Raw genomic sequence first — 12,798 nt, forward strand, 5'->3', positions numbered from 1 at the left:
TCCTCGGTCATCCCGATGTCGGCTCCCAACCCGTATTCTCGTTATCCGGCCGAGCGCCGCGCACGCTCGAGCAGCCATTGCGCGCCGGCGCCGTCGCCGCCGACGTCCAGCAAGGTCGCGAGATGCGTCAGCGCTTCGTGGTGCGTCGGCCGCAGATACAGCGCCTTCCGGTAGAAATCGCCCGCTTCCGCGACGCGCCCGCGCGCATCCGCGATCAGTCCGTTCAGGTAGAACGCGTCGGCGTGCGGCCCGGCGTGCGCGGAGAACTGCGCGAGCACGCGCTCGGCCTCGTCGAATGCGCCCGCGTTGGCCAGCGCCTGCGCTTCCTCGAGCGTCGGCGCGGCGCCGTCGGCGGCCGCCGGCGCCGGCGCGGGCGCGGGCGTGCCGGCCACGTTCGCCGCATCGGCCAGCGGGTCGACGCGCACGTCGGCTCGCGGCCCGAACGCCGTCGGGCGCCCGGCCGGTTCAAAGGCAGCGCGCGACGGCGCGGCATCGCTCCAAGCCGGCGGGACGACGGCCAGCAGCGGGCGCGTCGCAGCCGGCGGCGCCACGGCGAAACGCTCGGCGCGCCGGTACGGCGCAACCGCGGGCAGCGGTGCCGCATGGCGGGCCGCGTACCCGTCCGCCGCGGCGCCATCGCGCCCGCGATGAAACGCGAACGCCAGCGGCACGCGGGCCGAACGCATCCCGTGCCGCATCGCGACGCCCGTTTCGGCCGGCCCGACGAACAACATGCCGTCGTCGGCGAGCGCGCTTTCGAGCGAACCGATCACACGGTCCTGCGCGTCGCGGTCGAAATAGATCAGCACGTTGCGGCAGAACACGAAATCGTAGCGGATGCCCGTGTCGGTGCCCGGTTCGACCAGGTTCGCCTGGCGAAACTGCACGCACGCGCGCACGCGCTCGTCGAGCAGCCAGCCGTCGGCGACCGGCGTGAAGTAGCGGCCGCGGAACTCGGTCGCCGTGCCGCGAAACGCATTGCGCCCGTAGCAGCCGAGCCGCGCCTGTTCGATCGCGCGCGCGCTCAGGTCGAGCGCGTCGATCGTGAAGCTGGCCGGCTCGAGCCCGGCGTCGAGCAGCGCCATCGCCGCCGAATACGGCTCCTCGCCGGTCGAGCATGGCGCGCTCAGCACGCGGATCACGCGCCCGGGCGTCGCGGCGAGCCGCTCGGCCGCTTGCCGCGCGAGCGTCGCGAACGCCTCGCGATCGCGGAAGAACCACGTCTCCGGCACGATGAACAGATCGATCAGCGCGCGCCGTTCGTCGGCCGACGCGTTGAGGTGCTGCCAGTACGCGTCGAGCGCTTCCGGCGTGACGGGCGGCCGCGCCGCCGACGGCAGCCGCTCGCCGTCGCCGTGCAGCGCCTGCACGCGCTCCGTCAGCGCGCGGCTCAGAAAATCGTTGCCGAGCGAATCGGGGTCGATGCCGGTCTCGCGCAGCAGCCAGCCGCGAAATCGCGAATCGGACTCTTTCATGCGGACTCCCCTCCGTGGCCCGGCAGGCCGTCGAACAGATACAGGCGCGCAACGTCGTCGATCAGGTCGGACACCGAGACCTGCTGCACGATCCCGTCGGGCGTGTTCGCGACGCGCCCGAGCCAGCGCGTGCGCGCGGTCGATACGCCGCTGGCGCGGAACGCCGTGCGGTCGATCCGCAGCGTCTGCGTCGCGCGCTCGATGATCAGGCCGATCACGCGCTCGCGGTCGAGCTGCCCGGCGCGGTAGCGAACCATCACCAGTCGCGTCGAACGCAACGCATGCGCGCGCCGCCCGAGCGCGAGCATCGGCACGTCGATCACGGGCACCGGCTGGCCGCCGCGCATCAGCAGCCCGGCGATCCATTCGGGCGCGCCGGGCACGGCCTTGGTGGTCGCGAGCGGCAACACCTCGTCGATGTCGGCCGCATCGAGCGCGTAGCGCTCGCCGTCGAGCTCGAACATCAGGAACAGCGCGTGCGCGGCGCCGTGCGACTCGACGCGCGTCACGCGTCGACCTTGAAGCGCGACACGCTGGTGCGCAACTGGTTCGCGACGAGCGTGAGGTCGTCGATCGCCTGCGACGACTGGCGCAGCGATTCGGCCGTCTGCTGCGCGGCTTCCGACAGCTGCGACAGCGCCTGCGTGATCTGCTCGGCACCGTTCGCCTGCGTCTGCATCCCTTCGTTGACCATCTGGAAGCGCGGCGCGAGCGTCTGCACCTCGGCGATGATCTGCGACAGCTGCCCGCCGACCTGCTGCACGTCGAGCATGCCGCGGCGGACTTCCTCGGAAAACTTGTCCATTCCCATCACGCCCGCCGACACGGCCGACTGGATCTCCTTCACCGTCTGCTCGATGTCGTAGGTCGCCACCGCCGTCTGGTCGGCCAGGCGGCGGATCTCCGTCGCGACGACCGCGAAGCCGCGGCCGTACTCGCCGGCCTTCTCGGCCTCGATCGCCGCGTTCAGCGACAGCAGGTTGGTCTGGTCGGCCACCTTGGTGATGGTCGCGACGACCTGGTTAATGTTCAGCGCCTTCTCGTTGAGGATCGCGAGCTTCGCGTTCACCGAACCGGCCGCGTCCATCACGCTGCGCATGGTCTCGCCCATCCGCGTGAGGCCGCTCTGGCTCACGCCCGCGAGCGTCGCCGACTGCTCGGCCACGCCGGCCACCTCGTTCATCGTGCGCAGCAGGTCGCGTGACGTCGCGAAAATCTCGCGCGACGTCGCACCGATTTCGGTCGTCGTCGCCGCGGTTTCGTTCGCGGTCGCCTGCTGCTCGCGCGACGTCGCCGCGATTTCGGCGACCGACGTCGTCACCTGCAGCGACGACTGCTGCGCGCGCGCGACCAGCTCGGTCAGCTCGTCGGCCATCCGGTTGAAGCCCGTCTCGAGCGTGCCGAATTCATCGCGGCGGCGCAGGTCGAGGCGGCGCGTCAGGTTGCCGGTACGCATCACGTCGTGCACCTCGACGAGCCGCGTCATCGGCACGGTGACGGAACGGTACAGCCCGTAGCCCAGCCCCAGCGCGGACAGCAGCACGATCGCCAGCGCGGTCGCGAGCACCACCTCGGTGTCCTGCACGGATTCGCGGATCAGCTTCGCGGACTGGTCGGCGAACTTGCGGTTCTCCTGCACCAGGATATTCGCGTTGCGCACGACCTCGGCCCATGAAGGCTGCACCTTCGCATAGGCGGCGACGGACTCTTCGCGCGACACGCGGCTCTTCTGCACCGCGTCGTTCAGCAGCGGCAGGTAGCGGTCGAAGGCGCCTCGAAACGTCGCGAAGCGCTGGCGGTCGTCATCGCGGAACGTCGTGTTCTGGTAGTCGACCGACAACGACTCGACCTCCTTGAGCGCCTCGCCGATCTTCGCGAAATCGCGCTGCACGAGTTCGGGATCGGTGTCGACGAACGTCGCCTGCTGCAGCGCCGTGAACGATTCGTTGACCGCGCCGCGCAGCGACGCCGCGAGATAGACGCCGGGCAGCGAATCGCGCTCGATGCTGACGGCTTCGCTGTTGATCGCGCGCAGGCGCTCGTAGGACACGCCGGCCATCACCAGCATCAGCACGAACAGCACGCCGAAGCTGATCAGGATACGGTTGCCGAGCGTCAGCCGGGCGGCGCCGCTCGTCGTGTGCAGGCTTTCATTGGTCGCGCGGGGCGTCACGGTGGCCATGTTCGTTATGGGCTTTCTAAAATCAGCGTTGAAAAAATCCGCGCCCGCCTGCGCGCCGGACGGCGCGCCACGAGCGCATCGGGGTCTGCGGGCAACGCGGCACCGGCGGGCCGCGCCGCGAAATCATCGCTCCGCTTGTGCCGGCAGCCGAAGCGCGACCATGAAACCGCGCGCCGTATTGCGCATCAGGATCTGGCCGCGATGCCGCGCGGCCGTCGCGCGGACGAACGCAAGCCCGAGGCCGAAGCCGCCGCGCGCCGCGCCATGCGCGGATTCGAGCCGCACGAACGACTCGGTCGCGGCCGTGCGCTGCTCGGGCGCGATGCCGGAGCCGGCGTCCTCGACGCCGATCAGCCAGGCACCGTCGTCGTCGCTCAGCGTGCAATGCACGTCCGTACCGGCCGGGCCGTACTTCAGCGCGTTGTCGATCAGGTTCGCGACCGCGCGCGTGAGCATCATGCGGTCGCCCATCGTCACGCACTCGGTGCCGGGCACGTGGGCAACGACCCGGCTGCCGAATCCGGCCGCCTTCTCCCACAGCTGGTCGACCGCGTCGAGCACGATCTCGTTGAGGCTCAGGACCTCGTGCGCGCGGCGTTCCGACTGCGCGCGGGTCAGGTGGATGAAGCCGTCGGCGAGCGCGAGCGCGCGCCGGGCGTGGCCGGCAATGCGCTCCATGATCGCCGGCATGTCGCCGTGCTCGGTCCGGTAGACCTCGAGCAGCGCGAGAATCGAGGTCTGCGGCGAGCGCATGTCGTGCGACAGGAAATCCAGCGCTTCGTCGCGCTGCCGCGACATCAGGTACGAATTCGAGTGATAGCGGATGCGCGCGGTCAGCTCCATCGCGTCCGGGAGCTTCACGAGATAGTCGTTCGCGCCGGCGATGAATGCCTCGCGCTTGACGATCGGCTCTTCCTTCGCCGACAGCACGATGATCGGCACGCGTGCGGTGTCGGCGTTCGCGCGCCACGCGCGAACGAGGTCGAGGCCGTCGATGTCCGGCATCACGAGATCCTGCAGGATGACCGTCGGCTTCACGTCGCGCGCGACCGCCATCGCCCGGTGTGCGTCGGTGCACACATGCAGGTCGATATCGTGCTCGCTGCGCAGCGCGCGACGGATCACCTCGCCGACGAACGGCTGATCGTCGACGAGCAGAACCGATAGCCCCGATTCGAGACAATCCGGCGCATTTTCACCGCTGGATTCTTTCATAAATACCGTTTCAAACGCCAAATCTCCAATTGATTCTTTCATAGGAGTTGTTTATCCGACTTGGACGCCATCTTAAAACATGGCGGCAGAGAAATCCGCCTGTGTTGCCGATCTGGCCTGTCGGCATTGCCTCGCGGGGATCCGAACGTCGAATTCACCCCGACGACGGTCGCATTACCTCCGCGCGCTTTCTCTCAATAAAGATAACCGGCTGATTCTAAATGAAATTAGAACACAGCATCTATCTCCTTCCGGTTTAGTTTTGCCAAATATGATGAGAGAGCGGAATTCAGATAAATCAGATCATTTCCTGGCGCGAAAGACGACAACGTTTGCGAAGCCGCCGCCATGAGGTTTGCATGCGCTGCAAGGCCGCCCGTCGAACGGATCGGGACCGGATTTCGATGCGACGGAATGGGGAAGGTGGAGAGGAGAAAAGCACGCGCCGCAACCGGATCGGCCGCGACGCGGCACGCATCGAACGCCGCCGGCCGGCGCCGGTGGCGCAGCAAGGCGGCCGTGCGCTCACGCCCGGCCGCGCGGCCGGTTACCCGCGCGCGTGCTGCGCGGACACTTCCTGCAGGTCGAGATCGCGCTCGACCACGTGCAGCATCTCGTCGTGAATGCGGCCCGTACGATGCAGGCGCAGCAGCTCCGCGCGCCCGGCCTTGATCGCGGCCAGCACGACGTCGTAGTGCGCGACGCGGACCTCCGCCGGATATTCGGGCTCGTTCTTCGCCCGCTCGGTCAGCTCCGCACGATACGTGTATTGCTCCAGCAGGCGCGGATGAATCACGTTGCCGCTGTCGTCGCGCACCAGCGGCTGGATCGCCGCGAGCTGCGCTGCCTCGATATGCGCCCACGTCTGCGGCTCGGTCAGGTGATGCACGGCGCGCTCTTCGCGTTGCGGCAGGCGCAGCAGCCGGATCAGCGGGCCGATGGTCGTGCCCTGCAGCAGCACGGTGACGAGGATCACCGCGAACGACGCGACCAGGATCACGTCGCGGCCCGGCAGCGCCTCCGGCAACGACAGCGCGATCGCCAGCGTCACGACCCCGCGCATGCCGGCCCAGCTCATGACCGTCGCGGCCTTCCAGTCGGGCGCGCCGCCGCGCCGCACGATCCCGCGCACCGGCCACTTCAGCACCTCGACGGCATAGATCCACACGAAGCGCGATACGATCACGGCCGCCAGCACCGCTAGCACGGCCGGCATCATCGTGGCGAGCACCTGCTCGAAGCCGCCGAGCCGGTGGATCGCGCCGCGCAGCGACAGCCCGATCAGCACGAACACCAGCGCTTCGAGCAGGAACACGATGACCTGCCAGAACGCGGTGCCGCGCGTGCGCACGGCCGCCGAGAACACCTCGTGCTGATGCCAGCCGACGATCATGCCGGTCGTGACCGTCGCGATCACGCCCGACACCTCGGCCATCTCGCCCGCGATGTATGCGATCCAGCCGGCGATCACCGCGACGGTGACCACCAGGTAGTCGTCGTCGAGCAGCTTCAGGAACCACACGACGAGCTTGCCGACCAGGAAGCCGACCACGACGCCGCCGAGCCCGAGTTCCGCGAAACGCACGACCGCGTGCTCGAGGCTGAACGCGCCCGTCAGCGCGGCGGCGACCGCGAAGCGGAACAGCACCAGGCCCGCCGCGTCGTTCAGCAGGCTCTCCCCTTCGAGCAGCACCATCAGACGGCGCGGCAGCGCGACGCGTTCGAGCACCGCCTTCGCGGCCACCGCATCGGGCGGCGACACGATCGCGCCGAGCGCGAAGCACGCGGCCCACGGCAGCGACGGCACGACCCAGTGCACGGCGAAGCCGACCGCGAACGTCGTGAACACCACCGCGCCGATCGCGAGCAGCAGGATGCCGCCCACATTGCGCTTGAACTCTTCCCACACGGTGAAATACGCGCCGTCCATCAGCAGCGGCGGCAAGAACACGAGCAGCACGAGCTCCGGATCGAGGTTGATCGGCGGCAGGCCGGGAATGAACGCGATGCCGATGCCGCCGATCAGCAGCGCGGCCGCTGGCGGCAACCGCAACCGCTTGGCGATGTATTCGAGCGCGACGATCGCGAGGAATGACAACAGAACCAGCTTGAATGCCGAGACGGGGGACATGAATCGACCTCGTGAGGAATGAATGCGCACGCCAGCCGATGTCGTACCCCGGCTGGCCATTTCGCGCGATTACATCACGATGCGATGCGTGCAGTCGAGCGCGTTCGGCCGGCGCGGCACGCGCTGCCGCGACGATGGCGCACGGCGGACATCGCCGCGATCCGTCGGTGTGCGCCGAAACGAAAACGGCACGCGGGCCGGCGCGATGCGCCCGCCCGCGTGCCGTCATGCGGCGCCCGTCGCGGCTAGCGGCGCCGCACGACCATCAGGCGCGGCTCGGTCATGTCCTCGATCGCGTAGCGGATCCCTTCGCGGCCGAGCCCCGAATCCTTCACGCCGCCATACGGCATGTTGTCGACGCGGAACGACGGCACGTCGTTGATCACGACGCCGCCCACCTCCAGCTCGTCCCATGCGCGCTGCGCATGCGCGAGCGAATCGGTGAACACGCCCGCCTGCAACCCGAAGTCGCTGTCGTTGACGCGCGCGAGCGCATCGTCGAAGCGCTCGAACTTCTCGAGGATCGCGACCGGACCGAATGCCTCCTTCCGGTAGAGGTCCTGTTCGCGGCCGACGTTTTCCAGCAGCGTCGCCTCGAACATCGCGCCGTCGACCTTGCCGCCCGCGACGATCTTCGCGCCCGCCGCGACGGCCGCATCCATCCAGCCCGACAGGCGGCGCGATTCGGATTCCGAGATCATCGGGCCGACGAACGTCGACGGATCCTTAGGATCGCCCATCTTCAGCGAACGCGTCTTCGCGACCAGCTTGTCGCGCAGCGCGTCGTACAGGTCCGCATGCACGAGGATCCGCTGCACGCCGATACAGCTCTGGCCCGACTGGTAATACGCGCCGAACGCGAGACGCTCGACCACGTAGTCGAGCTGGTCGCGCTGGTCCGCGTCGACGATCGCCGCCGCGTTGCCGCCGAGCTCCAGCACGACTTTCTTCTTGCCGGCCTTCTCCTTCAGCGCCCAGCCCACGGCGGGCGAGCCCGTAAACGACAGCAGCCTGAAGCGCTCGTCGGTCGTGAACAGGTCCGCGCCGTCGCGATGCGCGGGCAACACCGAGAATGCGCCCTTCGGCAGGTCGGTTTCGGCGAGCACCTCGCCGATGATCAGCGCGCCGATCGGCGTGCGGCTCGCCGGTTTCAGCACGAACGGACAGCCTGCGGCCAGCGCCGGTGCGACCTTGTGCGCGGCGAGGTTCAACGGGAAGTTGAATGGCGAGATGAACGAGCACGGGCCGATCGGCACACGCCGCGTATAGCCGGTGTAGCCTTGCGCGCGGGCCGAGATCTCGAGGTTGATCACTTCGCCGTCGATGCGCACCGACTCCTCGGACGCGACGCGGAACGTATCGATCAGCCGCGTCACTTCGCCCTTCGAATCGTTGATCGGCTTGCCGGCCTCGATGCACAACGCCTCGGCCAGCTCGTCGAAGCGCTCGCGAAAGCGCGCGACACAGTGGTCGAGCACCGCCTGCCGCTTGTAGGCCGGCAACTCGCGCATCGGCTTCGCGGCGTCGACCGCCGCGCCGATGGCCGCATCGATCGCCTTCGCGTCGGCCAGCGCGACGCGCGTCGCGACCTTGCCGCTGAACTTGTCGGTGACTTCCAGATCGGTGTTCGCGTAGACGGCCTCGTTGGCCAGATAGTACGGATAGGTATCCTTCAGCATGGAGCGCTCCTTCCGGTGAACGGCGGATTCAGAGTTGCGCCGACAGGCGCTTGATTTCGCGGTTGAGCACGCGCTCGTTGTCCGAATAGTCGATCGGCACGTCGATCACGTGCACGCCCGGCGTCGCGAAGCAGTCGCGCAGCAGCGGCCCGAGATCGTCGGCCGCTTCGACGCGATGCCCGTGCGCGCCGTAGCTCTGCGCATACGACACGAAATCGGGGTTCTTCAGCGTCATCGCGAAATCGGGGAAGTTCATGTTTTCCTGCTTCCAGCGGATCATCCCGAACGCATCGTCGCGCAGGATCATCACGACGATGTCGAGCTTCAGCCGCACGGCCGTTTCGAGTTCCTGCGAATTCATCATGAAGCCGCCGTCGCCGCAGACGGCGATCACCTTGCGCTGCGGATGCACGATCTTCGTCGCGATCGCCGACGGCAGGCCGGCGCCCATCGACGCGAGCGCGTTGTCGAGCAGCAGCGAGTTCGGTTCGTGCGCGCGCCAGTAGCGCGCGAACCAGATCTTGTACATCCCGTTGTCGAGACAGACGATCCCGTCGACCGGCAGCGCGTTGTACAGGTCGTTCACGATCCGCACCGGGTACATCGGGAAGCGCGGATCGTGCTGGCCCTTCTCGAGGTGCGCGTCGAAATGCGCCTTGATCATCTTGAAGCGCTCGAAATCCCAGTGCGATTGCGGCGTCACCGCTTCCTTCATCTGCCACACCGCGTTCGCGATGTCGCCGACCACTTCGATCTGCGGGAAGTAGACGGGATCGACCTGCGCGCCGAGGAAGTTCACGTGGATCACGGTCTTGTCGTCCGTGCGCATGAAGAACGGCGGCTTCTCGATCACGTCGTGGCCGACGTTGATGATGCAGTCCGCATGCTCGATCGCGCGATGCACGAAGTCGCCGTCGGACAGCGTCGCGTTGCCGAGCCACAGCGGATGCGTTTCGTCGATCACGCCCTTGCCCATCTGCGTCGTGAAGAACGGGATGCCCGTCTTGTCGACGAATTCGAGCAGCATCTTGCAGGTCGTCTTGCGATTGCCGCCCGCGCCGATCATCAGCAGCGGGTGACGCGCGGCCTGGATCGCGTCGACCGCGTGCGCGACCGCCTTCTCCTCCGCCACCGGCCGCCGGCTGTAGCTGCGCGGAATCGGCTTGCCGTCGCCCTCCTCGTGCGCGATGTCTTCCGGCAGTTCGAGGTGCGCGGCGCCGGGGCGCTCCTCCTCCGCGCGGCGGAACGCCTCGCGCACCGCCGACGGAATGTTGCCGATCGACACGATCTGCCGCGTAAACTTCGTGAGCGGCTGCATCATGTCGACGACGTCGACGATCTGGAAGTGGCCCTGCTTGCTGGACTTGATCGGCTTCTGCCCGGTGATCATCAGCATCGGCATGCCGCCGAGCTGCGCATACGCGGCGGCCGTCACGAAGTTGGTCGCGCCCGGCCCGAGCGTCGCGAGACACACGCCGGTGCGGCCCGTCAGGCGGCCGTAGGTGGCGGCCATGAACCCGGCCGCCTGCTCGTGCCGGGTCAGCACGAGCTTGATCTTCGAGCGCCGCAGCGATTCGAGCAGATCGAGGTTTTCCTCGCCGGGAATGCCGAACACGTACTCGACGCCTTCGGCTTCCAGCGCCTTCACGAACAGATCCGATGCTTTCATGGGGGACTCTCGGTTGATGCCGCCTGCCCGGCTTACGGGCGCGCGACGTTCAGAACGCGCGCCGGCCTACGGCACGCGGACGCTTTACCTACTGGACACAAACCACGGCACTGCCCGCCGTGCGGAGCAACGTGTGCAACGCACGACGGCGCCTCCCTGGGCGGGAGGACAAACGGATTCACCCGCGCGCGGCAAGCACGCGCGGGCGGCAAGGACGTTTTTGATTGTAGACGGATTCGCGGAATTCCGACTTCGGCCGAATGGCCGGGTCCGGCCGCGCGAAAGGGTCGGCCTGATGGCCAATTCGACCTCAAGCGGCGCGCGCGGCCCTATCGTTGGGGGCAAGCCAATTTCATTCATCGAACCTGTGAACCATGGTTGACATACCGAGATCCATGCCCTACAGTGCCCCTACGTTCAGTATCCGGACCACCGATGTCTTCGACGCGTGGTTTGCCGGCCTGCAGGATCGCGTCGCCAGGCGGCGCATCCAGGCCCGCATCGACCGCCTGTCGATGGGCAATCCGGGCGACTGGAAATCCGCCGGCTCGCCCGTCGTCGAAATGCGTATCGACCACGGCCCCGGTTATCGCGTCTACTACGTCAGGCGCGGAACGATATGGGTGATCCTGCTCTGCGGCGGCGACAAGTCGACGCAACAGGCGGACATCCGCGCCGCCCATGCGATGCTCGAGCGGCTCGACCTGGAGTAACCGATGGACAAGATCAAGACCCGGCCGTGGGATTCGGCCGAACACCTGAAGACCGACGACGACATGGCCGACTACTTCGAGGCCTGCCTGCAGGAAGCCGGCGACGACCCGGCCTTCATCGCGCATGCGCTCGGCGTGATCGCCCGCGCGCGCGGCATGTCGCAGGTCGCGCGCGACGCGGGCCTGTCGCGCGAAGGGCTGTACAAGGCGCTGTCGCACGACGGCAATCCGAGCTTCGGCACGATCCTGAAGGTGATCAAGGCGCTCGGCCTGCAACTGCACGGTGCGAAGGCGCACGCGTGATGCGGCGGCACACGATGCCGCGCCACATGCTCGACGCTCGGGGCCGCATCAATGCAACCACCCCGCCGCCCAGCGCGGCACCAGCGACACCAGATACAGCCCGAGCCCGATCAGCCCGCCGACCAGCGTACCGTTGATGCGGATGTACTGCAGGTCCTTGCCGATGTTCAGCTCGATCTGCCGCGACATCTCGCGCGCATCCCAGTTGCGCACCGTGTCGCGGATGTGACGCATCAGGAAATCCGCGAAATCCGGCGCCATCTCGTGCACGGCCTTCTCGATGTGCTCGTTCAGCGACGCGCGCAGCGCCGGGCTCTCCGCGAGCCGCGCGCCGAGCCAGCCGCCGAGCGTCGCGGCCTGCCGGTGCAGCGTCGAATCGGGCCGTGCGAGATCGGCCTTCAGCCATGCGCGCAACTGGTCCCACAGATCGCGCACGTAGTCGTTGAACGCGTCACCGTCGCGGATATAGCGCTTGATCTCGTCGCCCTTCGCGATGAACGCCGGGTCGTGCTTCAGCCGCTCGGTCAGCCGCACGACCGTGCGGTCGAAGCGCTGCCGCAGCTCGTGTTCGGGATCGGCCGCCACGCCTTCGAGCACGCGGCTCACCGCGCTCGCGAGCATGCGCGCGCCGTTCTCGCCGAACCACTGCGTCGGCATGATCTTCTCGATCTTCGGGTATTGCGTCTTCAGCCATTCGACGATGAAACCCGCGATCACCTCGCGGTTCTCCTCCCTGTCGAGCACGTCGACCACCTGTTCGATCGCATCGTCGAGCAGCGCCTGGTGGCGGCCGTCCTTCGTCAGCGTGTCGAGGATCGCGCCGGCCGACTGCGACAGGTCGATCCGGTCGATCACCGCACGGAACGCGTCGTGGACGAACGACTGGATCCGCGCGTCGTCGGTCATGTCGAGCGCGAAGCTCATCAGCTTCGTCACGTAGCCGCCGAGCGCGTCGGTGTTCGCGGGCTCGCCGAGCCATGCGCCGAGCTTCTGCGCGGGATCGTGCTGGCGGATCTGCGCGGCGAGCGCGTCGGGGCCGAGGAATTTCTCGCGCACGAACACCGCGAGGTTGTCGGCGATCTTGTCCTTGTTCTTCGGGATGATTTCGGTGTGGCGCGACACGAACGGGATCGGCACGCGGCGGAACAGCGCGACGACCGCGAACCAGTCGGCGAGCGCGCCGACCATCGCAGCCTCGGCCACCGCCTTGAAGCCGTCGACCCACGGGCCGCGCGGCAGCAGGATCGTCGTGACGAATACCGCGACGGCGGCCAGCAGCAGCCATAGCGCGCGGCGCTTGCTGCGTTTCAGTTCGAGGGCTTTGTCTGTCGTCATGGGCGACCGGTGCAACGGCAATGCCGCTAATATGCACCGATCGCCGGCCCGCGACAAACCCGTGCGCATCGCGCGCGCCGGGAATGTTGTCCCGAA

The 12,798-nt window shown here is 67.8% G+C and carries 10 protein-coding genes; 2 read left to right on the top strand and 8 right to left on the bottom strand.

The window, feature by feature from the left end:
* Nucleotides 1-41: 41 nt before the first annotated feature.
* The 7 genes from U4Z64_RS03385 to U4Z64_RS03415 form a co-directional block, all read right to left on the bottom strand.
* The gene (locus U4Z64_RS03385; protein WP_321819240.1) at nt 42-1,475 is read right to left on the bottom strand and encodes a CheR family methyltransferase; all 1,434 of its coding nucleotides are present in this window, start codon (nt 1,473-1,475) and stop codon (nt 42-44) included.
* Nucleotides 1,472-1,984: a chemotaxis protein CheW gene (locus tag U4Z64_RS03390; protein ID WP_321819241.1), complete on the bottom strand. Its 513-nt coding sequence runs from the start codon at nt 1,982-1,984 to the stop codon at nt 1,472-1,474. Before U4Z64_RS03390 ends, U4Z64_RS03385 begins: the two co-directional genes overlap by 4 nt.
* Entirely contained in the window at nt 1,981-3,657 is a 1,677-nt protein-coding gene (locus U4Z64_RS03395) for a methyl-accepting chemotaxis protein (protein ID WP_321819242.1), read from the bottom strand. Before U4Z64_RS03395 ends, U4Z64_RS03390 begins: the two co-directional genes overlap by 4 nt.
* 123 nt (nt 3,658-3,780) lie before the next feature.
* Nucleotides 3,781-4,914 carry a hybrid sensor histidine kinase/response regulator gene (locus U4Z64_RS03400; protein ID WP_044847544.1) on the bottom strand — a complete coding sequence of 378 codons (1,134 nt, stop codon included), beginning with the start codon at nt 4,912-4,914 and terminating at the stop codon, nt 3,781-3,783.
* A gap of 505 nt (nt 4,915-5,419) precedes the next feature.
* The gene (locus tag U4Z64_RS03405; RefSeq protein WP_321819243.1) at nt 5,420-7,003 is read right to left on the bottom strand and encodes a Na+/H+ antiporter; all 1,584 of its coding nucleotides are present in this window, start codon (nt 7,001-7,003) and stop codon (nt 5,420-5,422) included.
* Nucleotides 7,004-7,248: 245 nt separating this feature from the next.
* Entirely contained in the window at nt 7,249-8,682 is a 1,434-nt protein-coding gene (locus U4Z64_RS03410) for an aldehyde dehydrogenase family protein (protein ID WP_257770668.1), read from the bottom strand.
* Nucleotides 8,683-8,710: 28 nt separating this feature from the next.
* A complete protein-coding gene (locus U4Z64_RS03415) occupies nt 8,711-10,351 on the bottom strand; it encodes an acetolactate synthase large subunit (RefSeq protein WP_044847547.1) in 1,641 nt (546 codons plus the stop codon).
* Between the two features lie 395 nt (nt 10,352-10,746).
* Between U4Z64_RS03415 and U4Z64_RS03420 the strand changes: the two genes are divergently transcribed.
* Both U4Z64_RS03420 and U4Z64_RS03425 read left to right on the top strand, forming a co-directional pair.
* On the top strand, nt 10,747-11,064 hold the full coding sequence (locus U4Z64_RS03420; RefSeq protein WP_121858857.1) for a type II toxin-antitoxin system RelE/ParE family toxin: 318 nt from the start codon (nt 10,747-10,749) through the stop codon (nt 11,062-11,064).
* A gap of 3 nt (nt 11,065-11,067) precedes the next feature.
* Nucleotides 11,068-11,367 carry an addiction module antidote protein gene (locus U4Z64_RS03425; RefSeq protein WP_006750245.1) on the top strand — a complete coding sequence of 100 codons (300 nt, stop codon included), beginning with the start codon at nt 11,068-11,070 and terminating at the stop codon, nt 11,365-11,367.
* 48 nt (nt 11,368-11,415) lie between these two features.
* Here the strand turns inward: U4Z64_RS03425 and U4Z64_RS03430 are convergent, their stop codons facing one another.
* The gene (locus U4Z64_RS03430; protein WP_321819244.1) at nt 11,416-12,702 is read right to left on the bottom strand and encodes a DUF445 domain-containing protein; all 1,287 of its coding nucleotides are present in this window, start codon (nt 12,700-12,702) and stop codon (nt 11,416-11,418) included.
* Between the last annotated feature and the right edge of the window lie 96 nt (nt 12,703-12,798).

The organism is Burkholderia sp. BCC1996 (genome assembly GCF_905339955.1).
GTDB lineage: Bacteria > Pseudomonadota > Gammaproteobacteria > Burkholderiales > Burkholderiaceae > Burkholderia.